The organism is Gilliamella sp. LMG 34361, from assembly GCF_984569075.1.
Genome location: NZ_OZ474903.1, coordinates 1,525,911 through 1,547,165, shown reverse-complemented (window position 1 = coordinate 1,547,165; position 21,255 = coordinate 1,525,911). Strand labels below are relative to the sequence as shown.

Genomic DNA, 21,255 nt, shown 5'->3' with positions numbered 1-21,255 from the left:
CTACCCCTATTTTCTTAGAAGAAAATGGCATTAACAATTAATAATGTCACTGTTCCTGCGGCCCATAATACCGTTGAAGTAATACTCCAAACTTTAATTTGTTCTTTAACTTCTGTTACCCCTAATGAACGATTAACTACCCAAAAATAAGCATCATTGAAGTGAGAAAACATAAAAGAACCAATTGAGCACCCTAACCCGGCCATAATTGGATTTACACCTAAGGTGCCAATCATTGGTGCAGTAATACTCGCTGCGGTAATCATAGCAACTACACCAGAACCTTGAATTAAGCGAATCAAAGTTGAAATCGTCAATGGTAACAAAATACCAGGCACACCAATTTTAACAATATATTCAGCAATAATTTGACCTGTTCCTGAGTCACGTAACACCATTCCTAAAGCGCCACCACCGCCAATAACAAGCAATATAATACCAGCAGAGCGAATTGAATTTTCCATTTGATGCACAACATCTTTTCTAGGAAATGAGTTAGTTAATGCCATGATTGCAATTAATAATCCAATGCCTACAGCTACAATTGGGTGTCCAATTGTTTTTAACATAATGGCAATAGAATTATCCCATTTCATTTCATTTACTAAAGTGGCGGTTAATATCAAAATAATCGGAGTCACAATTGGTGCAAACGATGCTAATGCACTTGGTAAGTTTTGATCATCCTCTAAATTTTGCGAAGTAACAGTCAAACGTTCACGGGTAAAGTTCTCACCATCCTCAGTTGGAATTTGATAAATACTACGACCAACATGGCGAGTATAAATAAATCCAGCAATAGTAATAGGTATAGCCACAACCATTGCCCATAGCATATATTCACCAAGGCCAATACCAAATTGTGAAACTACACCAAATGGTCCTACCGCTGGTGGAATCATACTGTGGCTAATAACAAGCCCCATAGCCAATGTTGAACCAAGTCCGACCACAGATTTACCTGTACTACGTGAAATTGCTTTCACTAATGGTAATAGAACGATAAATGCTGAATCACAAAATACAGCTAAACTCACTAATAAACCGATAATGACTAATGCTAACTCTTCCCTGCCTTTTCCTAAAAGGTTAATAAAAACTTGAGCCATTTTTTGTGCTGCACCACTCATCTGCAAAACTGACCCCATCATAACGCCAAAACCAATAACGATCCCTATGTTACCGAGCGTATTACCAAAGCCTTTACTAATCGTTGCGATCATAAATTCACCAGGCATACCGCCCAGTGAGCCAGTAATTAAAGCGGATATAATCAATGCAGGAAATGCCTGAATTCTTGTCTTTAAAATCATAAATAGTAACAAAGTAATTGCAACGAGTAAGCCGGCAACCATTCGCCAGCTGCTCTTCTCAATACTATGTAAACTTCCTAGATAAAAAACAATTAATCCGACAACCACTAAAATAATGCCATTTAATAAGACATAAGGATAAAGTGATTTATTATTATTTTCTTTTTTAGACATATGCAAACCCTCCTTCGATAATGACATAATCATTACCGAAAAATAAATTGTTATAAGTAATAATAGCTACTTATTAACGTTTGAAATTCGGTGCGTATAGCGCAGCTAAACGTATAGCCTCAATCAAACTCACTGGATTAGCGATTCCTTTTCCGGCAATATCATTTGCTGTCCCATGGTCAACAGATGTACGAAGAATCGGCATTCCATTAGTGATAGAAATGGTACGATGAAAATCCACCATTTTCGTTGCAATATGACCTTGGTCATGATACGGAGATAAAACAGCATCATAGCCGCCACCCATAGCAAAATGGAAAACACTATCAGCCGGTTTAGGACCATTAATTTCAATCCCTTGTTTACGGGCCATTTCAATACCGGGTAATAGAACATCATCATCCTCATGACCAAAAAGGCCATGCTCTCCGCAATGTGGATTAATACCGGCAACCGTCATTCTAGGTTTATTGATCCCCAATTTAACCAATGCATCATTACAACGAATAGCATAATCACAGACTCTTTCTGGCGTTAATGATTCAATGGCTTTGACTAGTGCTAAATGACGAGTTAAGAAAAACACCCTCAAATCTCGAACTTGAAACATAGTAAGCGGGTCTTGACTACCGGTAAGATCTGCTAATATCTCGGTATGACCAATATAGTTAACATTACCAGCTTTAAGGGATTCTTTATTGATAGGTGTTGTTGCAATGGCATCAAGTTTTTTTTCCATAGCAAGCTCAGTGATAACTTTAATATAATTGAATGCCGCTTGACCACATTGTCCTTCAATTTGGCCAATTTTAAACGTTTCATAATTTAATTCGCCACACTGAATAAGATTCAATACATTAGGTTTATCTTGTATTTGAGTTAGATCGGTAATTTCATTAATTTGTAAGTTTACTTTTGAAAACTTACACGCATCAGCTAACACCTTTTTATCGCCAGTTACCAGTACACATCCATATTCATAGGTTTCTGGTGCTGCAATACTTTTCACGACAATTTCAGGACCTATACCAGCAGGATCTCCCATAGGGACTCCGATTAAACAACGACGTTTCATTTATTACTCCTTTAAAATTACTCAAAATTTGCTCAACTTATGTTGTTTTATCTAAGTTGAACTAGTTATAAGGTATTAATGCTTCAAACTTTCATGTGATGAAATCTTGGTACTCAAATAATCGATACAATGGACTAACGTATTATCGTTACCGACAAATCCACCTTTCGTTACTATCGAATAACCATCACATTTCCCACCGACAAGGTGTCCATAAACCGTTAATGGTTCAACTTCATCTTTAAGTAAGAAACCACTACTTCCTAATCGATTTACAACATTTACCGTGACATCTCCACCACTGGTATAAATACCTCTAATAATAGATTCAGGGTGGAATAAGACTTGAGCAGTTATTTCGGCAATAGCTTGATTCAAGGTATTACTAATTTCACTCATACTCATATTATTGTTAGTAGCTAACTTAGCTAAATCACAAACATGCTCTGGCATTTCAACGGTATCAATGCCGATCACATCAAATTGATCAACCTTTTCCAGTAATTTATCTACAATTGGTTTAGCTTTCTTGATGTCTTTAGAAATTTCTATCAATTCATCAACCAATATCGTTTCTAACCAAACTTTTCGGTCATATTTCAATTTTCTTATTTGTCTTTGAGTAAGATCAGACACACTGCCTATTGCGACAAACACTTTGTTGGCCATCTTTCGTTCTGATGAATAACGTAGATCAGCAAACTGGGCAGTAAATGGCCCCGGATCAACACAAAAAACAGGCAAATTAACATTATTCGCTGCTTGCGCTATCACACTAATGTCAGTATCCGTAGTAGCATCAAATATGACAATACGACCACCTTGTTGATATATTTGTTTTAAACGCTGCTCAATTCTATCTTTACCTTCTAAAACATCCTTAAGAGCAATATGTGAGACTGGATATCGAGATTGGCAACGAAATAATTCTAAAATTGAAGACTCCGTCATCGGATTTTTAGGATCATTACGCATTGCTGTATTCTGTAATGGCACACCATTAACTAATAAAGATCCGCCAACACAAATTCGATCACTAGACGGATACACAGGAACAACTAAAGCCATTAGATTAGGATCATTGTCAATAACCGCATCAACTTCTGCTCCTAGATTACCTCGCAACGTTGAGTCTATACGTTTACTAATTAAAGGTTGATATTTACTAAACTGGCTTATGCAATCGACAACCCGTGAATACGCTTCTTTATAAGGTATTGAACGTGAATCAGTTGCAAACGAAATCACATCAAATTTAGAAAGATCTTCATTAAATTTTTCTAAACATGTAATTGCATTAAACCCTTTTTTGCTTAATAAAGCACAGGTAGCATTAGCACCTGTCAAATCATCAGCTACAACGGCAACTTTCATATTTTTGCTTCCTCTCAAAAATTAAGCTCACTAAATGAACTTTTTATACATCTACCAAAATTAACTAGCTATTAGTTACATCAGTTAATAAATATATTTAATGTCCTGTTTTATTAATTGTTTTTCAAAATTACTAGGAAATTGCTTTTCAGTTATAAGATAATTAAATCGATTTAAATCACAGATTTTAAAACGACATCTAAGCCCCAATTTACTGCTATCAACCAAAAGGACGGATTGAATAGATCTGGATAATGCCATCCATTTACAGTCAGCTTTAATCTGTGTTGTAGTCAATGCACCATCTTCTAGATTAAAACCATCTGCGCCAATAAAAGCTAAATCAATAACCTGTTCTGAAAGATACTTCATGGCTTGAGTGTTATAAGCTGAGGCATTTGTAGTTTGTATTTCACCAGGACAAATAATCGTATTCACTTCTGGCCGAGAAGATAACTCCAAGGCCACATGTAAATCTAAAGTAATTACTGTAATTGGAACATTGATATTCAAGGCAAATTCACGCATCGTCGTTCCTGCATCAATAAAAATTACCATCCCTGGTTGTAATAAACTTACCGCTATTTTCCCTACTCTTTTCTTCCCTTCAGAAAATCGATTCTGTTTGATGTCATAAAGGGGGGTACCATTTAAAAAACTTCTTTTTATTTCACCTCCATACGATACTTTTATTAATCCTTTTTCTTGTAAAAGTTTTAAGTCCCGTCTGATGCTCATATGAGAAACGGAAAATAAATTAGATAGTAAATTGATGTTGGCAACATCATATTCATCTAAGTACTCTAAAATTCTTTTATATCTTGGTAGTTCTTGTTTCATAGCGAGTTTCCCAATTAAGTTGGCGTCATTGTAGTAATAAAATAATCAACAAAATGTTAATCTTTTAACACTTTCACAACCAGGTTTAACAAATGTGATCTGAATCAAACTTTCACTTTTTCTTAGTTAGTTTTTTGTGAATCAATAAAATTATCTTCAGTTTTATGCATACAATTTCTATATCTACTAATGCAAGCTCCATCAGAGTTAATTTAATTTATAAATAAGGATAATTTGGATATGGCAACAAAATCAGAAGGTTTTCAAGTTTGCAAAAATGAAACGTTACAACTAGCCAAACAAGTTCTAAAACAAGAGGCTACAGCAATAGAAGAAATTGTTAACTCAATTAATGAAACTTTTTTCCATGCTGTAGAATTAATTTTGCATACCAAAGGAAGAGTTATCGTGACAGGAATGGGAAAACCTGGTTATATTGCTCGTAAACTTTCAGCTACATTTATGAGCACAGGTACTCCATCTTTTTATCTACATCCAGCCGAAGCTATTCACGGTGATTTAGGTTGCATTACTAAAGATGACACCATTATTGCCCTCTCAAACAGTGGAGAAACAGCCGAAATTGTGAATATTTTACCGACAATAAAACAAATTAATATTCCGTTAATCTCAATTTGTGGTAATCCATTATCAACCTTAGCTCTCTTTGCCACCTACAATTTAGATGCCCATGTAGACCAAGAAGCATGCCCTCTCAATTTAGCACCAACAATAAGTACAACGGTTGAATTAGCCTTAAGTGATGCACTAGCAATATCAGTGATGCATGCAAAGAAATTTAGCTCACAAGATTTTGCTTTTTATCATCCAGGCGGAAATCTAGGCCAAATACGTTTAATGACAGTGCAACAGTTAGTTGAAAAACATAGTAGAAATGTTGCTATTACTGCAGAAAAATCTATTTCTGACGCTATTTTTGCTATGACGAATTCGGGGATAGGAGCTGTTGCGATAGTTGATAACAACAATGTATTACTTGGCATAATTACCGATGGGGATATTCGTAGACAATTACAATATCACTCTAATCTGTTAGATATTCAAGTTTCTGAGTTAATGATAACCACACCAATAACTATTGAACATAGCCAATATGTATCTGAGGCTTTACATAAAATGGAACAACATAAACCTAGACCAATAACCGTTTTACCTGTGATTGGTAATAAAAAACAATTTATTGGCATGATTCATATCACAGATATATATCACTAAATCAAATTTGATGATCATCAAGTAACAACAAACAAAATTAAGATAACTAAAAGAGCACTCGAAAATTTGCCAATAAATCGTTATTATAGTGCCATTAATTTTATTAGTTAAAGGTGTCATTATGATAGTTGTTACTGGCGGTGCAGGTTTTATTGGAAGTAATATTGTAAAAAATTTAAATGATTTAGGCCGAAAAGATATTTTAGTAGTAGACGATTTAACCGATGGTACTAAATTTGCCAACTTAGCAGATTTAGATATTGCTGATTATATGGATAAAGATGAGTTTATTTCAGCAATAGTCTCCGGTGAAAATCTCGACATTGAAGTTATTTTTCATCAAGGAGCTTGTTCGTCTACTACTGAATGGGATGGCAAATTTATGATGGAAAATAATTACAACTATTCAAAAGATTTGCTGCATTATTGTTTAGATTTTGATATTCCTTTTTTATACGCTTCTTCCGCCGCAACTTATGGAGGACGTAGTGACAATTTTATTGAAGATAGAGTTTATGAAAAACCTTTGAATGTATATGGTTATTCAAAATTTTTATTCGACCAGTACGTACGAGAAATTTTACCTAATGCAAGTTCACAAATTTGTGGTTTTCGTTATTTCAATGTCTATGGACCTCGTGAAAACCATAAAGGTAGCATGGCTAGCGTTGCTTACCACTTGAATGAACAAATAATTAAAGGAGAAAAGCCTAAATTATTTGCTGGCAGTGATAATTTTAAACGTGATTTCATTTACGTTGGCGATGTGGTTGAAGTTAATTTATGGTTCTGGAAAAACAAAGTTTCTGGCATTTTTAATTGTGGAACTGGTCGTGCTGAATCATTCCAATCGGTCGCTGATGCAGTATTAGACTATCATCACAAAGGCGAAATCGATTATATTCCATTCCCTGAACACTTAAAAGGACGCTATCAAAGCTTTACTCAAGCTGATCTGACTAAATTCAGAAAAACAGGTTGTCCAATTGAGTTTAAAACAGTGTCTCAAGGAACAACTGAATATATGCAATGGTTAAACCGACAATAAAGGAACCGCAATGAAAACGTTGATTATTGGTCCTTCATGGGTTGGTGACATGATGATGTCACAAAGCTTATATCGCACATTAAAACAGTTAGATCCATCTATTGAAATTGATGTGATGGCACCAACTTGGTGCCGTGCTTTATTAGATAAAATGCCTGAAGTAAATCAATCAATTGCTATGCCTATTAGTCATGGTGAGTTTGCTTTAAGCAAACGTTATCAGTTAGGAAAGGAATTACGCAATAATCAATACGACCAAGCAATCATCTTACCTAACTCATTTAAATCGGCACTTATTCCTTTTTTTGCTAAAATTGCTAAACGTACAGGTTGGAAAGGTGAGATGCGTTATGGCTTACTAAATGATTTACGAGTGCTGGATAAACAAGCCTTTCCATTAATGGTAGAACGCTATGTCGCTCTCGCCTACCCTAAACAAGATATTCATTCAGCTAAAGATCTGCCTCAACCAATTTTGTGGCCAAAGCTTAGTGTTGAAAAAGATGAAGTAGATCAAGCATTAACAACGTTTAATATTCCTAGTGACGTGCCTTTAATCGGTTTCTGTCCTGGTGCTGAATTTGGTCCAGCCAAACGTTGGCCTGATTATCACTATGCCGCGTTAGCTGATTTAATCGTAAAACAGCATGCTAAAATTATTATCTTTGGTTCAGAAAAAGATAAGCCGGTTGGCGAACAAATTATTGCCAACATGGTACATGGTGATCAATGTATCATTCTGGCTGGTAAAACAAAATTAGACCAGGCAATCAATGTGATTTCTGCATGTAAGGCCATAGTCACAAATGATTCTGGGTTAATGCATGTTGCAGCAGCGCTTGATAAACCTTTAGTGGCACTTTATGGGCCAAGTAGTCCTGATTTTACCCCGCCACTATCCGATAAAGCTGAAGTGATCCGTTTAATCACTGGCTATCATCGCGTTCGTAAAGGTGATGCAGAACAAGGATATCATCAAAGCCTTATTGATATAAAACCAGATTTAGTATTTGAAACATTAATGAAACTTATTGTTCGCTGCGAAAAGAGCCGTTAATTATGCGCGTGTTAATTGTTAAAACTTCATCTATGGGTGATGTATTGCATACTTTACCTGCTTTAACTGATGCAGCTAACTGCATACCTGATATAACATTTGATTGGGTTGTTGAAGAAAACTTTTGTCAAATTCCCAGTTGGCATTTTGCAGTAAATGACGTCATTCCGGTTGCAATTAGACGTTGGCGAAAAAACTGGTTCGCTAAGAATATCCGTCAAGAACGCCATCAATTTATAGAACACTTACAGCGTCAACAGTATGATTGCATTATTGATGCTCAAGGGCTAATTAAAAGTGCATTTTTAATCACTCGTAAAGCGAAAGGTATCAAACATGGTTTGGATCGCCAAAGCATAAAAGAACCAATTGCAAGTTGGTTTTATGACGTAAAACATCATGTTCCTAAACAGATGCATGCCATTGAACGTGTCCGTATGTTATTTGCTAAAAGCCTTAGCTACTCACAACCAGATTCGATTGGTGACTATGCTATTGCTGATCATTTTTTAACATCATTACCACCTGATAACCAAAAATATTTAATTTTCCTACATGCAACTACCCGTGATGAAAAACATTGGACTGAATCGGCATGGCGTAATTTGATTGAGCTAATTGAACCTACTGGTCTAAAAGTTAAACTTCCATGGGGAGCTCCACATGAACAAGAACGTGCATTACGTTTAGCTCAAGGGTTCAAACATGTTGAAGTATTACCTAAATTATCTCTTAATGAAATTGCAACGGTTATTGCCGGTGCCAAAGCTGTAGTATCCGTCGATACTGGATTAAGCCATTTAACAGCAGCATTAGATAGACCTAATATTACTTTATTTGGAAAAACTGATCCAAAACTAATCGGTGGATATGGTAAAAATCAGCATAGCATTATGTCAACAGATAAAATGATGCAATCAATATCTGCTAATGAAGTTTATCAACAATTAGCTGAATTTATTTAAAATTGCATCTAAGTTTTAATAATAATCAATAGGATAAAAAAATGAACAAATATAATGAGCTAATACGTGAACGATATGCACAAATTGGCAGTAATGATTTAGGATATATTGATGATGCGTTAGGCGCCGTAATGACAGTGCTTAACGAAATTGTTGGAAATCAGCAAGTACCGCTGGATTTAAGAGAAAAAGCTGCATATGCGGCAGCTAATCTCTTAATAAGTGATTATGACATTAAATAGCTGTCGGAAGATTAATAATAAATCGAGTTGAGATATCATCTGATTCAACATAAATCTGACCTTTATGTGTATCGATAATCGATTTTACAATAGCTAAACCAATTCCTGTCCCTGAACTATCTTTATTATTTCGATGACGCGATTCATCAACTCGATAAAAACGGTCAAAAAGATGAGGTAAATGACGACTTTCTATCTTATTACCAGGATTAGATATAATAATCTGAATTCGTTTTTGTGTTAATTGACTCAATTTAATTTTAATTGACTGATTTTCGGGTGTATAACGAATCGCATTGGATATTATATTGCTTATTGCCCGACCTAACATCATTTTATCGCCCTGAATATGAGAACAATTACCTTCAAGCTCAAAGGTAATATTTTTCTCATCAGTTAAAGGTTCGAAATATTCGCACATAAAACCAATCATTGAGTGTAGATCAATATCAATTAGATTTGGAACAAGTTGATGATTATCAGCCTGCGCTAAAAAAAGCATATCCGAAATCATTTGTGACATCTTTTCATACTCTTCTAAATTAGAGTAAAGGATTTCTCGATACTCTTCTGTAGAACGGGCATTATTTAACACAATTTGGGTTTGTGTTGTTAAGTTAGTGATTGGCGTTCGCATTTCATGAGCAATATCTGCGGTAAAATTACGTTGTCGCTCAAAGACATCTTCCATTCGATGGAGCATATTATTAAAAGCTTTAACTAAACTCACATATTTTACAGGAACAGAAGCTGTTGAAATGCGATAATTTAAACTTTTCATATTAATTCGTTCAATTTTTTTAATTAATCGATTAATTGGCTTTTGTGTATAATAAATGGAGATTAACGATCCGATCAATGCTAACACACAGGAAATAGCAATAAGTAATCCTAAACCATTTCTTAATCGATTGATAAACTCAAGTTGCAAATCGCGCGCGACAGCAACAATCGTAGTATATTGACGATTTTCATCCAACAAAACTCTAGATGCACCGATACGATAAGATGACTTATCAATATTCCAAATTGCTGTACTATTTTCGGTAATTAATCGTTCAAAATCTTCTTGAGATAACGCAATAGATAAATTAGGACCGCGGGTGCGATACACTATTTTTCCTTTATCATCAATAATATAAACAAATAGATGATGATGACCTGTGAGAATAAGTAAAAGGTTTTGAAAAAATTCATCTCGATTTTCATCGGGTGAATAATAAGTAAGTTCACGTTCAATTGAGGTAATAACAGAATTCAATTCCGAAACATTTTGTTGAATTGAAATTTTTTCAAACGTATGTTCAATAAGATAGCTAAAACAATAAAGTAGCCCGCAGGTTAGCAGGCATACAATAAGTGGTATACGAAACGATATGATGTTACTCTGCTTCATCCAATACATCTAATTTATATCCCATTCCTCGGACTGTATGAATCAATTTCGGCTCAAAATCAGCATCAATCTTGTTCCTCAATCGCCTAATTGCCACATCAATAACATTAGTATCGCTGTCAAAATTCATATCCCATACTTGTGAAGCAATAAGTGATCTTGGTAATACTTCGCCGGGATAACGTAAAAAATATTCAAGTAATAAGAACTCTTTATTAGTTAAATCAATTCTTTTATCACCTCGCATTACTGTTCGTTTAGGTAAATCCATAACTAAATCGGCAATGCTTAATTGATAATTATTAACTTGTGGAACATTTCGTCTTAATAAGGATTTAATTCTTGCTAACAATTCAGCAAAAGAAAAAGGTTTGACGATATAATCATCAGCACCTAAATTAAGTCCTTTCACTTTATCTTCAACACTTCCCATTGCAGTAAGCAAAATAATTTGAGTATCTTTACCTGCTTCACGCAAAGACTGGACAATCTTCCAACCAACAATATCTGGTAACATTACATCAAGAATAATTAAATCATACTCTTCAGTCATTGCCCGGTGATAACCATCGAGACCATTATCAGTAAGATCTACAATAAATCCTGATTCAACTAAACCTTGGCGAAGATATTCACCTGTTTTTTGTTCATCTTCAACAACTAACAATTTCATATTGAATATTCCTTAATGTTTTATCAGGTTATCGAAATTGCATAATGCAGTTATAGGATATATTAGAAAGTCAAATGACATCATGACACATCAGTGACCATTTTGTAATTTCATAGTCATTAATCCGTCTGTTTAGGTTTGTTATAGTAGCACCACAATGATTCATGAGGCTAGACAGTATTGTTTCATTGTTTTATTTCCTTTCATCCATTCCTTGCAATTTAATGCAGCCCTAGTCCATCTAGGGTTTTTTTTTGCCTTTTAAACAATAAAATATGAAATAATTTGGATAAAACGGTTAATTAAGTTTAAAACTGGTTTTATTTTAGCAAAATTAACCGTTGTTGAGTATTGATATTATTTTTTACAGAGAACAACACCAGTTTCAACATGATCTGTATAAGGAAATTGGTCAAACATTGCAAAATGTTCAATATAATGCGTTTTAGTCAATTGTTGCAAATTATCTTTTAAAGTGTGTGGATTACATGAAATATAGACAATTCGCTCATAACTTTGAATGATATTAATCGTATTATCATCTAATCCCGCTCGAGGTGGATCAACTAACACTGTTCGACAATGATAATCATCTAAATTGATACCCTTTAATCGATTAAATTCACGCTCTTTCTTAATTGCGCTGGTAAACTCCTCAGCAGATAATCGTACAATGATCAGGTTATCAATATTATTGATTTTGATATTATGTTGTGCTGAATATACAGATGCTTTTGCAATTTCTGTCGCTAAGACCTTTCTAAAGTTTTGAGCCAACGCAATTGAAAAATTGCCGTTTCCACAATAAAATTCTAGCAAATCACCCTCGGACTTTTTAGTGACTGAAATAGCCCATTCCAACATTTTTATATTAATAGCCGCATTAGGCTGTGTAAAACTGTTTTCTATTTGTCGATAATTAAAAATCTTATCGAATATTGGTAAAGTCTCATCAACATAATCAACATTGACAGCTATTTTTTGATTACTAGCTCGACCAACCAAATTTGTTTTAATACCTAATTCAGCTAATTGTTGCTTTAATTTCTGAGCTTCAATTATCCATTGTTCATCTAATTTTTTATGATACAAAAGTGTAATTAATAACTGCCCACTAAGCGTTGATAAATAATCAATTTGAAAAAGTTGATGACGTAATTTATCGTTATATTGTATTAACGGTAAAATTGCCTGCATTGCACTATTAATTAATTTTGAAGCAATGGGAAAACTATCAATTCTTACTCTTTTCTTCGTTCTTTTATCATACATGATATGATAAAGCTCATCACCATGATGCCAAATTCTAAATTCAACACGCATTCGATAATGACTAATTGGTGAAGGGTAAGTCACTAATTCAGGCAAGGCAAATTCCGATAGTATAGTTTTTAGATTGATTATTTTTTTATTTAATTGTTGCTGGTATTTATCGTTAGAAAAAGATTCTGTCATATTTATAATTCGATCATCACTTTATATAAAAAGTGAGCAGTATTCGCTATTTTATAAAAGACTTAATTCTACCACAATCCATAACCTATGATAAGCTTGAACATAATAAGCGGTTTATTGAATAAACGTTTACCCTCACAACGATTTTTATTTTTGTTGAATTCTAGATCAGTTGAGTTAGGATATAGATTGTAGTTATAGCGATTGCCGTTATAATGTGGAGCAAAATAATAGATTAGAAGAGCACTATGACAACGCAAACTTTTACTGATTTAGATGATATTTTAATTGTAAATCTGCAAGCGCAAGACATTCATGAACCTACAGCAATACAAGCACAAACTATCCCGGTAGCATTAGACGGCAAAGATGTTTTAGGCTCAGCCCCGACCGGAACCGGTAAAACGTTAGCATTTCTCATTCCTGCCGTTCAGCATTTACTTGATTTTCCGCGTCGAAAACCAGGGCCACCAAGAATTTTAATCTTAACACCCACTCGTGAATTAGCTATGCAAGTAGCAGAACAAGCAAAATTACTTACCGAGTCAACACACCTAAACATAGCAACGATCACAGGAGGTGTTGCTTACATGAATCATGCCGAAGTTTTCAGTAAAAATCAAGATATCGTCATTGCGACGACCGGTCGTTTGTTACAATACATAAAAGAAGAAAACTTCGATTGTCGTGCTGTTGAAATGCTAATTTTAGATGAAGCAGATCGCATGTTAGATATGGGATTTGCTCAAGATGTTGAAACCATTTCTGCTGAAACTCGTTGGCGAAAACAAACTTTACTGTTTTCAGCAACTTTAGAAGGTGAAGGTTTACACAATTTTGCAAACCGCATTCTTAACGAACCGGTTGAAATTAATGCCGACCCTTCCCGAAAAGAACGAAAGAAGATTTTACAATTTTATTATCGTGCCGATGATCTGGACCACAAAGTCGCATTATTAGCTCACTTGTTGAAACAAGGAGAAGTAAAAAAAGCCATTGTCTTTGTGCGTAAACGTGAACGTGTGCATGAATTGGTATCTTTACTCCATCAAGCTGGCATTCATAGTTGTTATTTAGAAGGTGAAATGGTTCAAGCCAAACGTAATGAAGCCATTAAACGAATGAATAATAACAGCGTTAACGTACTGGTCGCCACTGATGTTGCTGCTAGAGGAATTGATATTGATGATATTACCCATGTCATTAATTTTGATGCGCCTAAAACCGCCGATGTATATTTACACCGAATTGGGCGCACCGCCAGAGCAGGAAAAAAAGGCACCGCCATTATGCTCGTTGAAGCTCACGATAATGAGTTGTTACAGAAAATTGAACGTTATATTCGTGAACCAATCAAATTAAGAACCATTGATGAACTTCGTCCAAAAACCAAAGCACCAAAACCGGTGACTAAAAAGAAACCTTCACAAAAAGCTAAGCTAAAAAATGTAGCTAAAAAACGAGAAGAGACCAAAAAGAAAAAAGTAAAACAACGTTATCGTGATACTAAAAATAAAGGAAAACCCAATAAAACGATAATTAAAACCGAATAATAGTTTAATTATGATAGATTAAACTTATGAAATCAATCGCTGATAACAACTTGGCGTATTGTCACAGATTGCTATAATGTAATTTATTAAAGCATTAATACAAGTTATACAAGGAGACATTTTATGACATTAGTAACTCGTAAAGCACCAGATTTTACTTCAGCAGCGGTGCTGGGTTCTGGTGAAATTGTAAATAATTTTAATTTAGCTGAGCATATCAAAGGTAAATATGCTGTAATATTTTTCTGGCCTATGGACTTTACATTTGTATGTCCATCTGAAATTATTGCATTTGATCACCGCCTAGAAGAGTTCAAAAAACGCGGTGTCGAAGTAATTGGTGTCTCTATGGATTCTGAATATGTTCACAATGCATGGCGTAATACTCCACAAGATAAAGGCGGTATTGGTGAAGTAAAATTCCCAATCGTAGCTGATATTAAACACAGTATTATGCAAGATTACGGTGTTGAGCATCCTGAAGCAGGCGTCGCGCTGCGTGCTTCTTTCTTTATTGATAAATCAGGTGTGGTTCGTCATGAAACCATTAATGATTTACCTATTGGCCGTAATATTGATGAAATGCTTCGCATCGTTGATGCCTTCCAATTCCATGAGGAACACGGTGAAGTTTGTCCAGCACAATGGACAAAAGGAAAGCAAGGTATGCAAGCAAACCCAAATGGTGTTGCTAGCTACTTAAAACAACATGCAAACGAAATATAGCCATTTTTTGATAATGGTATTTTTTACTTATCTTTCTTCTGACTTTAACCGGAGCTCGTCTCCGGTTTTTTATTTAAAAACTACCTAACTGATTTATATAAATGAAAATTTAGTTAGTTAGACCTTTAATGACCAGAAACATTAGAGAAAAGATTGATTATTACAACTCCAAAAATAATAAATCCCATGCCAATTAATGCAGCAAGATCTAATGACTGCTTTAAAAAAACCCATGCGATTAGACTTATGATAATAATCCCTATTCCTGACCAAATTGCATAAGCTATACCAACTGGTATAGTTTTCAAGGCTAGCGATAAAATATAGAAAGAGGCACTATAACCGATTATGGTGATAATCGAAAAAACCAAGTTGGTAAAACCATTAGATAGTTTTAAGGAAGATGTTGCAATGACCTCACAGATAATTGCCCCCAAAAGTAGTAGATATGCGTTCATATGATTACTCTTTAATAAGTTAAAATTTTAATCAATAGGATATAGACTCGTTGTGGTACATTTTTATAGAGTATTGCGATATTAAAATGCGTTAAATAGATTATGATTTATGGAATATTACAACGGTTAATGGTGGTTAAGGTACCAACTAATAAATGATTAGTTTAAATGCCCATATATAAAATATAACCAACATCGGCTATTGCTGTTTATTATACCTAAAAATAAGTAATTTGCAGTCTCTTTTATTAATGTTGGGTGATTAACATCAACAAATTAGCTGTTTTTTTCGACAGCAGCTTTATCAAATTTGAATACTCTATTAATTTTAATGTTCATCTATTTTAATATCAAATAATATAAATTGCTAAAAAGTAATAAAATCTTTCATATAGTGCTAGTGTAGTTATGGTTATAATTTATAACATTTCTTAAAAATCCCTAATATTTCATTGATTAGTTATATAACTGTCCAAGATTAAATCTATAGATAACGCTGTACTTATTGTTAAAATTCATAATATCGTAACTCGATCATTTCTTATTAAGGTAAACGTTTTTAATATTTGGACATAGTAAAAAAGGAACATTAAAAAAATCAACAAGTGATTTATCAACAGCAACTATAATGAAAGATATCTTCTCGTCAACTCTAATAGGAGCTTTTAGTGAACTGGTTAATATTATAACAATTGATTTTTTGCAGTAACTAAAAATGATATAGTAAACAAAGTTTAAAATGTCTAAAACAGTTATAACGTGTAGGACTTTAGCTTTTGCTAAGCTGGATTTTATTGTCTTTTTTATATAGATATCGGTTCTTTATCATTAAAATAATGCAGAATAAAATATTTTTCACCAGAAGAAAAATATCTTGAAAGCTTGTTAGAAAAAAACAAATCAACACCATCAATTGAAATACATGGCATAACAATATTAGTATTGATTAAAAAAATATTTTCTTTGTCTGATTTAACCTGGACTTGTATTTCATTCAAGGTTAGTTGTTTATTAATCAAGGTATCTGCATCAGAATTTGCTGAAACAATTTGATTATGGTTTATGATAAAATTAACTGCATTTCCGTCATAAGAACAGTTGAATGTCGGTCTTTTACTTAACCAATACTGAATCTCTTGACAGATAAAATGTATTTCGTTTCTACCTAGTTAAGTAGGTTTAGGAAATGAAAGAGTTTCATCTTTTATCCAGCCATCTAGAGTAGATCTATCACAACCTAACGCTTCAGCAAGCAGATAAATGCTAATAGTATCTGATGATTTAATATAGCTCGATAATGTTTTCATTAAAATACCACTGACAAAAACACAATTAATTTAATAGATACACTATATTATTATCCTAGATAAAAACATAGCGACTGATGACATTTCGACAAGTTTTAGCCAACATACGCTGGCTATCATCTACCCAGAATCATTGGATTATAATCAGAATATTTCCACTACGATAAAATCTATTACTTACTATCAAGTGCCACTGCAACAGATTATTAAGCATGCAGTTATTGTTTATATTACATCTATTAAGATGGTGTTGAGGTGTAACGCAACATATCATTAATTAAAAATGTACTAAACACCTGATGAGCTAGATGATAATGAACATGGTAAAACAATTAAATTATAAACACTTTCTGTGATTAAGTTTGTAGGTTGAAACGGTATTTGTTTAATAGAGAGCTTCATTGGCGAAATAAATTCAAAAACTTGAATAACCAGTTCTTTAGTTAAATTTAGTGGTGACTTATAGCAAAAATTCAGTTCAACAAAAATAATGATAATAGTTTTGATAAGTTCTAAACCGTCACCGCTACCACATAGATTGCAGGAATAAGTACCGTAACCATTTTTATTATCAAACCAGAATCTATCTTTGGTGGTAAAGATAGAGCTAGGGTAATGTTTACCATTACCCACCTCAATACCTAATTAACTAAAGATTGATTCCCATTTGCCTATCGCTTCGGCTGTAATTTCGTTTATTTTCATTACTTTCACCTTAATGGACTGTCGCGTTAGATTCAGCTTTGATATCTTCAGCTAAATCAATAAACAATGATGAAAGCAATTCTTGCCCGAATAGAGTTAATGAAATAGGTTTATCTGCGCTTTCTGTGTACATGTCTTTTAACATTCCATAAGTGCGATTTAATCCCTTACTTTCACCAAAATCCTCAATTAAGCATTGCTTAAGATTGATATTTAAACCTAAGACTATTAAATCTTTATTAATATCAATCTTGATACCCTCATGAATAAATACCTGACTATCATTTTTGTTAATCTGCTCAATTAAAAACAAACCTGCTACTATCGCCATAGTTGAATCAACGATGATATGGTGAATTGCGGTTATTTTTTGATTATTATTCATTATCGTTAACTTCCTTAATCATTAAGTTTATCGTCAAGTAAATTAATTTGATTGGAAGCAAAGCAAGCAACGTTTTTTAATTGTGCTAACAAGTAACCAATATCGCGTATATCGTCTTTAAATTGTTGTTCCTCATATTCTTCACATTCAGAAGCCCAAAATAACAAATTACCAATAGCACCGATTCCCCATAAAATTGATTGTCTAAGTTCCTCTAAGTGTGCTTTTGCGTGTAATAAGTTTTGTGGTTGGATATCAGCCTGATATAAATTCAAGACGGATAAAAGGTTAGGTAGGTCATATTGCCCTTTTTTAGGGCATAGGGTATCATTACTATTAGCCATAATCATTACCTCGATTAATGTTATTGTGGTTAGATCCCTCGATAGTGTTCCACCACTTTGAGGGATTGATTTTTTGGTCGTTACCATTATAATGGTCGTTACCATGTAATTATAATAATATAGGGTAAGTACCATGTCAACACCAAAAGAAAAAAGATCACCACAATACCAAATGCGGTTAACTGAAGAATTCAGGCAACAACTAGAAGAAGAAGCTGCAAAAGATGGCGATACAAATTTAGCAACTTGGATAAAGAGAGTTTTAAGAAAAGAATTGCAATCAAGAGGAATCACTCCAAAAGCATAACTAAAATTCTTTCAAACGCTTCCAAATCTACCCATGTTTTTAACCCTGCGTTATTATAAGAACGTGCTTTAAACGCGTTACGCTTTGGCAAAAGTTCAATGCTTTTGATTAGTTCTATTGACATTGATATTACCTTAATTAATTGATTTTAGTGATTGAATATGGGGAACTGTTACAAGTTGCCTTTTTTATTAAATCAATTCTGGTTGATATTTTTTCCATAGTGCTTGCTCTTCTGCTATCAAATTAGCTTTCCATTTTTTACAAGCTTCTAAATTACGTCCTCTTTTGCTTGATTCAATAAGATATTCTTTTTCACGTTTAGCATGATCATTCAAGAAAGCCCAAGGCACACCATAAGTACCAGTTTTGCGAATTGTTGGAATAACTTCACCAAATACCCAGTTACTAAATCGATAAGCAAATGTTCCTTGTTGAGTCGCTTTTCTACTTCGTGAAATGAGTTTATAAAATCCTGATTCTGAAACTATGGTATAATTTGGATTATCTCTATTTCCGTAACTTAAAGTTACAGTATTGCGTTCATACTCATTTAATGACATTAATGCTTTTCTTGAGTTTGTAATTTCCAATGATTTTGCAATATCAAAAGCTATAAACCAAGGTTCACCCAAATAAGTAATAATTCGTACTTTGATACCATCAAATTTTATGATGCTTACTTCATCTTGTTTAACTATTATCTTAGTAGCTCCCATTAGCAAACCCTCGGCGTTTAATCGGTTGATTTATCCTTTCAACTACTGGCGGATTATCGATCCAGTGAAGTTATTCCACTAATGACCAACCGCATGAATTAGCACCTAAAGATTTTCTTAATGGATATTTACCCTCTTTCTCAAGTTGCCATGCTGTTGAACGGGCGATACTAGTAATTTTGTATCTCTCATTTTCACGAACAAGGCGATCATATTGGATACCATATTTATCCCTAATGACTTTGTGTTGTTCAGGTGTGATTGAATATGACATTGAAAGCCTCCTACTGTACTCGGTTGCTTTCTAAGTAGGTTTTAACCTCAGCCATATCGTAAACGACGCGACGTTTACCTACTTTCAAACCTTTTGGAAAGTTTGGATAATAGCGTAATGTATTCTTAGCACAGCCTAAGATTAACGCCAGTTCGTCAAGAAAATAGTATTTTGGAGTGTTTAATTGCATTGTTTACCTCAATAAGTTTGTTTGTGTTTAACTAAAGAGGTAATTATTGAGATTTTTATCGGAAATGCTCCGCACGCGGAATCATAGTTTGGCTTGCGGAACAAATTTTATTGATTTAGTTAGCTAACTTTTTATTTACCTTTAGGTTTACTAGGTTTTACGTCTGGTCTATTTCCTGGTGTATCCTTGTTATCTCGTTGACGTTGATCTGGTTTACCTGTTGATGGAACAATTCGTTTTGGACCTGGTTTAAGAGCCATATAGTTCTCCTTAAAGTTTAAGAGGAAAAATCCTCTACATAAATATATATTATGCTAGACAAGTTATCAAGAAAGGGGGGCAATTTTCAATAATTCACTCATTATTGAGACTCAGCCTTAGTAAAATAGAATGCTATATCATGATTTATATTTTTTGTTTAACATTGACCACATTGATTCTAGGCGTCTTTTTACTCATACCTTTTAATGTATTATCTAATTCTTGACTAATTGTCTCTTGCTTCCATTGACGAGCTTTAGAGCATAAAAGTTCTTTTAATAAAAAAAGAATATTTTGAAATATTTTCAATAGTAAAACTATCATCTTGTATTTGTTGGGTGAATATATCCAATTCTTCTTTAGTTATAACGACATCATTTATAGAAAATTCAAATTGAACAGGTAAGAGAACACGAGGTAAAACCTTCTCAAAATTATTTGGAAAACTATCATTTTCTATTCTATTGTTTGAGGCATTAGAAAAATATTAGTTTTTACTGTTTGTCCATTTTTTAACTTATCAATATCACCATAAGATATTCTTAAATAACTACTGATAAATTCCAATAATAAGTCAATTCTTTGAAAATTTTCATTTTCCATTTTAATGAATCTAATATTGTAGATATCAATTTCACTATAGTTAGTAAAGTTATTGCTATTTCTTTATTGAGTTTATCTTTTATCCATTCAGCTATTTAATTCGTTGAATCAAAATCATATTCTTCAGTAACAAAAGAACAACCCAATTACTTCTTGCTTACCTAAATCAATTGGATGCGATACAGGATAAAAAAGCCCAATTTCACCGATTAAAGCATAATGAAGCTAGTCATCTAGATCAATATGTTCTTTATCTGGAATATAGGAATTAATTTTCTTAACTGCTTTATCTAATGAATAATGTTGTCTTTCTGGTAATGCCATTGTTCCCCTAAACAATCACTTATGAAATGATTACGCCAGTCCGTTAGCGTTACGGATATTCGGGGATCAGCCTAAGCGTAATCTTTTCATTATACCATTACCGTATAAAAAGCTATTATTCGAATAACCACATTTTTGGATTTAGCCAGCCAAAGGAAAGGATCTCATTGGGAAATCAGCACGGATTTGAAATCCGACCTGCTAGCATAATTCTATGTTATTACTTTCTTTTAATAACACTTTAAAAATAC

Annotated in this window: 26 protein-coding genes; 8 read left to right on the top strand and 18 right to left on the bottom strand. The window is 33.6% G+C overall.

Translation table 11 applies throughout. The annotated features are described in order from the left end of the window. Positions 1-14: 14 nt before the first annotated feature. The 4 genes from AC5LXI_RS07410 to AC5LXI_RS07395 all read right to left on the bottom strand — a co-directional run bounded on the left by AC5LXI_RS07410 (position 15) and on the right by AC5LXI_RS07395 (position 4,776). Positions 15-1,355: a GntP family permease gene (locus tag AC5LXI_RS07410; RefSeq protein WP_493444275.1), complete on the bottom strand. Its 1,341-nt coding sequence runs from the start codon at positions 1,353-1,355 to the stop codon at positions 15-17. 205 nt (positions 1,356-1,560) lie between these two features. Continuing rightward, a complete protein-coding gene (gene pdxA, locus AC5LXI_RS07405; protein WP_493444209.1) occupies positions 1,561-2,562 on the bottom strand; it encodes a 4-hydroxythreonine-4-phosphate dehydrogenase PdxA in 1,002 nt (333 codons plus the stop codon). 75 nt (positions 2,563-2,637) lie between these two features. Next, positions 2,638-3,936 carry a four-carbon acid sugar kinase family protein gene (locus AC5LXI_RS07400; protein WP_493444208.1) on the bottom strand — a complete coding sequence of 433 codons (1,299 nt, stop codon included), beginning with the start codon at positions 3,934-3,936 and terminating at the stop codon, positions 2,638-2,640. Between the two features lie 84 nt (positions 3,937-4,020). Beyond that, on the bottom strand, positions 4,021-4,776 hold the full coding sequence (locus AC5LXI_RS07395) for a DeoR/GlpR family DNA-binding transcription regulator (protein WP_065579162.1): 756 nt from the start codon (positions 4,774-4,776) through the stop codon (positions 4,021-4,023). A 240-nt stretch (positions 4,777-5,016) separates the two neighbouring features. Between AC5LXI_RS07395 and AC5LXI_RS07390 the strand changes: the two genes are divergently transcribed. From AC5LXI_RS07390 to AC5LXI_RS07370, 5 genes are all read left to right on the top strand, one after another. Next, positions 5,017-6,012, top strand: a complete 996-nt coding sequence (locus tag AC5LXI_RS07390; RefSeq protein WP_493444207.1) for a KpsF/GutQ family sugar-phosphate isomerase — start codon at positions 5,017-5,019, stop codon at positions 6,010-6,012. Between the two features lie 121 nt (positions 6,013-6,133). Further along, positions 6,134-7,060: an ADP-glyceromanno-heptose 6-epimerase gene (gene rfaD / locus AC5LXI_RS07385; RefSeq protein WP_493444206.1), complete on the top strand. Its 927-nt coding sequence runs from the start codon at positions 6,134-6,136 to the stop codon at positions 7,058-7,060. Between the two features lie 10 nt (positions 7,061-7,070). Further along, complete coding sequence (rfaF, locus tag AC5LXI_RS07380) at positions 7,071-8,117, top strand: ADP-heptose--LPS heptosyltransferase RfaF (protein WP_493444205.1); 1,047 nt, start codon at positions 7,071-7,073, stop codon at positions 8,115-8,117. Positions 8,118-8,119: 2 nt separating this feature from the next. Further along, the gene (rfaC, locus tag AC5LXI_RS07375; RefSeq protein ID WP_493444204.1) at positions 8,120-9,082 is read left to right on the top strand and encodes a lipopolysaccharide heptosyltransferase RfaC; all 963 of its coding nucleotides are present in this window, start codon (positions 8,120-8,122) and stop codon (positions 9,080-9,082) included. A 41-nt stretch (positions 9,083-9,123) separates the two neighbouring features. Continuing rightward, the gene (locus AC5LXI_RS07370; protein WP_493444203.1) at positions 9,124-9,324 is read left to right on the top strand and encodes a YaeP family protein; all 201 of its coding nucleotides are present in this window, start codon (positions 9,124-9,126) and stop codon (positions 9,322-9,324) included. Here the strand turns inward: AC5LXI_RS07370 and AC5LXI_RS07365 are convergent. The 3 genes from AC5LXI_RS07365 to trmA form a co-directional block, all read right to left on the bottom strand. Next, complete coding sequence (locus tag AC5LXI_RS07365) at positions 9,317-10,729, bottom strand: heavy metal sensor histidine kinase (RefSeq protein WP_493444202.1); 1,413 nt, start codon at positions 10,727-10,729, stop codon at positions 9,317-9,319. The genes AC5LXI_RS07370 and AC5LXI_RS07365 overlap by 8 nt on opposite strands. Continuing rightward, positions 10,707-11,393 carry a heavy metal response regulator transcription factor gene (locus tag AC5LXI_RS07360; protein WP_493444201.1) on the bottom strand — a complete coding sequence of 229 codons (687 nt, stop codon included), beginning with the start codon at positions 11,391-11,393 and terminating at the stop codon, positions 10,707-10,709. Before AC5LXI_RS07360 ends, AC5LXI_RS07365 begins: the two co-directional genes overlap by 23 nt. Positions 11,394-11,750: 357 nt before the next feature. Next, a complete protein-coding gene (trmA, locus tag AC5LXI_RS07355) occupies positions 11,751-12,848 on the bottom strand; it encodes a tRNA (uridine(54)-C5)-methyltransferase TrmA (RefSeq protein ID WP_493444200.1) in 1,098 nt (365 codons plus the stop codon). 248 nt (positions 12,849-13,096) lie between these two features. On the opposite strand from trmA, the gene srmB reads away from it, so the two are divergent. Together srmB and AC5LXI_RS07345 are read left to right on the top strand one after the other, a co-directional pair. Then, on the top strand, positions 13,097-14,401 hold the full coding sequence (gene srmB, locus AC5LXI_RS07350) for an ATP-dependent RNA helicase SrmB (RefSeq protein WP_493444199.1): 1,305 nt from the start codon (positions 13,097-13,099) through the stop codon (positions 14,399-14,401). Positions 14,402-14,524: 123 nt separating this feature from the next. Next, a complete protein-coding gene (locus AC5LXI_RS07345) occupies positions 14,525-15,127 on the top strand; it encodes a peroxiredoxin C (RefSeq protein WP_493444198.1) in 603 nt (200 codons plus the stop codon). Between the two features lie 125 nt (positions 15,128-15,252). Here AC5LXI_RS07345 and AC5LXI_RS07340 read toward each other — a convergent pair whose 3' ends face one another. The 5 genes from AC5LXI_RS07340 to AC5LXI_RS07320 all read right to left on the bottom strand — a co-directional run bounded on the left by AC5LXI_RS07340 (position 15,253) and on the right by AC5LXI_RS07320 (position 18,326). Next, the gene (locus AC5LXI_RS07340) at positions 15,253-15,585 is read right to left on the bottom strand and encodes a DMT family transporter (RefSeq protein WP_493444197.1); all 333 of its coding nucleotides are present in this window, start codon (positions 15,583-15,585) and stop codon (positions 15,253-15,255) included. A 1,169-nt stretch (positions 15,586-16,754) separates the two neighbouring features. Continuing rightward, entirely contained in the window at positions 16,755-16,892 is a 138-nt protein-coding gene (locus AC5LXI_RS07335; RefSeq protein ID WP_493444196.1) for a hypothetical protein, read from the bottom strand. Between the two features lie 288 nt (positions 16,893-17,180). Continuing rightward, positions 17,181-17,525 carry a primase-helicase zinc-binding domain-containing protein gene (locus AC5LXI_RS07330; RefSeq protein ID WP_493444195.1) on the bottom strand — a complete coding sequence of 115 codons (345 nt, stop codon included), beginning with the start codon at positions 17,523-17,525 and terminating at the stop codon, positions 17,181-17,183. Between the two features lie 82 nt (positions 17,526-17,607). Further along, complete coding sequence (locus tag AC5LXI_RS07325) at positions 17,608-17,982, bottom strand: hypothetical protein (protein ID WP_493444194.1); 375 nt, start codon at positions 17,980-17,982, stop codon at positions 17,608-17,610. Between the two features lie 14 nt (positions 17,983-17,996). After that, positions 17,997-18,326 (bottom strand): hypothetical protein, encoded by a 330-nt coding sequence (locus AC5LXI_RS07320; protein ID WP_493444193.1) that lies wholly within the window; start codon positions 18,324-18,326, stop codon positions 17,997-17,999. A gap of 133 nt (positions 18,327-18,459) precedes the next feature. Here AC5LXI_RS07320 and AC5LXI_RS07315 point away from each other — a divergent pair, with 133 nt between their 5' ends. Continuing rightward, positions 18,460-18,633: a hypothetical protein gene (locus AC5LXI_RS07315; protein ID WP_173795322.1), complete on the top strand. Its 174-nt coding sequence runs from the start codon at positions 18,460-18,462 to the stop codon at positions 18,631-18,633. On the opposite strand, the gene AC5LXI_RS07310 is transcribed toward AC5LXI_RS07315, so the two are convergent. The 6 genes from AC5LXI_RS07310 to AC5LXI_RS07285 all read right to left on the bottom strand — a co-directional run bounded on the left by AC5LXI_RS07310 (position 18,617) and on the right by AC5LXI_RS07285 (position 20,401). Beyond that, on the bottom strand, positions 18,617-18,757 hold the full coding sequence (locus AC5LXI_RS07310) for a hypothetical protein (RefSeq protein ID WP_181415282.1): 141 nt from the start codon (positions 18,755-18,757) through the stop codon (positions 18,617-18,619). The genes AC5LXI_RS07315 and AC5LXI_RS07310 overlap by 17 nt on opposite strands. Positions 18,758-18,824: 67 nt before the next feature. Continuing rightward, on the bottom strand, positions 18,825-19,352 hold the full coding sequence (locus AC5LXI_RS07305) for a BRO-N domain-containing protein (protein ID WP_493444192.1): 528 nt from the start codon (positions 19,350-19,352) through the stop codon (positions 18,825-18,827). 70 nt (positions 19,353-19,422) lie between these two features. After that, positions 19,423-19,626, bottom strand: a complete 204-nt coding sequence (locus AC5LXI_RS07300) for an AlpA family phage regulatory protein (RefSeq protein WP_493444191.1) — start codon at positions 19,624-19,626, stop codon at positions 19,423-19,425. Positions 19,627-19,636: 10 nt separating this feature from the next. After that, positions 19,637-19,816 (bottom strand): helix-turn-helix transcriptional regulator, encoded by a 180-nt coding sequence (locus AC5LXI_RS07295; RefSeq protein ID WP_493444190.1) that lies wholly within the window; start codon positions 19,814-19,816, stop codon positions 19,637-19,639. Between the two features lie 131 nt (positions 19,817-19,947). Then, complete coding sequence (locus AC5LXI_RS07290; RefSeq protein ID WP_256363500.1) at positions 19,948-20,076, bottom strand: hypothetical protein; 129 nt, start codon at positions 20,074-20,076, stop codon at positions 19,948-19,950. A 145-nt stretch (positions 20,077-20,221) separates the two neighbouring features. Beyond that, entirely contained in the window at positions 20,222-20,401 is a 180-nt protein-coding gene (locus AC5LXI_RS07285; RefSeq protein WP_493444189.1) for a hypothetical protein, read from the bottom strand. Positions 20,402-21,255: the final 854 nt, after the last annotated feature.

Coding starts and splice junctions, on each gene's coding strand:
- AC5LXI_RS07410 (WP_493444275.1), bottom strand. CDS start 1,355: ATGGTTGCCGGCTTACTCGTTGCAATTACTTTGTTACTATTTATGATT.
- pdxA (WP_493444209.1), bottom strand. CDS start 2,562: ATGAAACGTCGTTGTTTAATCGGAGTCCCTATGGGAGATCCTGCTGGT.
- AC5LXI_RS07400 (WP_493444208.1), bottom strand. CDS start 3,936: ATGAAAGTTGCCGTTGTAGCTGATGATTTGACAGGTGCTAATGCTACC.
- AC5LXI_RS07395 (WP_065579162.1), bottom strand. CDS start 4,776: ATGAAACAAGAACTACCAAGATATAAAAGAATTTTAGAGTACTTAGAT.
- AC5LXI_RS07390 (WP_493444207.1), top strand. CDS start 5,017: ATGGCAACAAAATCAGAAGGTTTTCAAGTTTGCAAAAATGAAACGTTA.
- rfaD (WP_493444206.1), top strand. CDS start 6,134: ATGATAGTTGTTACTGGCGGTGCAGGTTTTATTGGAAGTAATATTGTA.
- rfaF (WP_493444205.1), top strand. CDS start 7,071: ATGAAAACGTTGATTATTGGTCCTTCATGGGTTGGTGACATGATGATG.
- rfaC (WP_493444204.1), top strand. CDS start 8,120: ATGCGCGTGTTAATTGTTAAAACTTCATCTATGGGTGATGTATTGCAT.
- AC5LXI_RS07370 (WP_493444203.1), top strand. CDS start 9,124: ATGAACAAATATAATGAGCTAATACGTGAACGATATGCACAAATTGGC.
- AC5LXI_RS07365 (WP_493444202.1), bottom strand. CDS start 10,729: ATGTATTGGATGAAGCAGAGTAACATCATATCGTTTCGTATACCACTT.
- AC5LXI_RS07360 (WP_493444201.1), bottom strand. CDS start 11,393: ATGAAATTGTTAGTTGTTGAAGATGAACAAAAAACAGGTGAATATCTT.
- trmA (WP_493444200.1), bottom strand. CDS start 12,848: ATGACAGAATCTTTTTCTAACGATAAATACCAGCAACAATTAAATAAA.
- srmB (WP_493444199.1), top strand. CDS start 13,097: ATGACAACGCAAACTTTTACTGATTTAGATGATATTTTAATTGTAAAT.
- AC5LXI_RS07345 (WP_493444198.1), top strand. CDS start 14,525: ATGACATTAGTAACTCGTAAAGCACCAGATTTTACTTCAGCAGCGGTG.
- AC5LXI_RS07340 (WP_493444197.1), bottom strand. CDS start 15,585: ATGAACGCATATCTACTACTTTTGGGGGCAATTATCTGTGAGGTCATT.
- AC5LXI_RS07335 (WP_493444196.1), bottom strand. CDS start 16,892: ATGAAAACATTATCGAGCTATATTAAATCATCAGATACTATTAGCATT.
- AC5LXI_RS07325 (WP_493444194.1), bottom strand. CDS start 17,982: ATGAATAATAATCAAAAAATAACCGCAATTCACCATATCATCGTTGAT.
- AC5LXI_RS07320 (WP_493444193.1), bottom strand. CDS start 18,326: ATGGCTAATAGTAATGATACCCTATGCCCTAAAAAAGGGCAATATGAC.
- AC5LXI_RS07315 (WP_173795322.1), top strand. CDS start 18,460: ATGTCAACACCAAAAGAAAAAAGATCACCACAATACCAAATGCGGTTA.
- AC5LXI_RS07310 (WP_181415282.1), bottom strand. CDS start 18,757: ATGTCAATAGAACTAATCAAAAGCATTGAACTTTTGCCAAAGCGTAAC.
- AC5LXI_RS07305 (WP_493444192.1), bottom strand. CDS start 19,352: ATGGGAGCTACTAAGATAATAGTTAAACAAGATGAAGTAAGCATCATA.
- AC5LXI_RS07300 (WP_493444191.1), bottom strand. CDS start 19,626: ATGTCATATTCAATCACACCTGAACAACACAAAGTCATTAGGGATAAA.
- AC5LXI_RS07295 (WP_493444190.1), bottom strand. CDS start 19,816: ATGCAATTAAACACTCCAAAATACTATTTTCTTGACGAACTGGCGTTA.
- AC5LXI_RS07290 (WP_256363500.1), bottom strand. CDS start 20,076: ATGGCTCTTAAACCAGGTCCAAAACGAATTGTTCCATCAACAGGTAAA.
- AC5LXI_RS07285 (WP_493444189.1), bottom strand. CDS start 20,401: ATGATAGTTTTACTATTGAAAATATTTCAAAATATTCTTTTTTTATTA.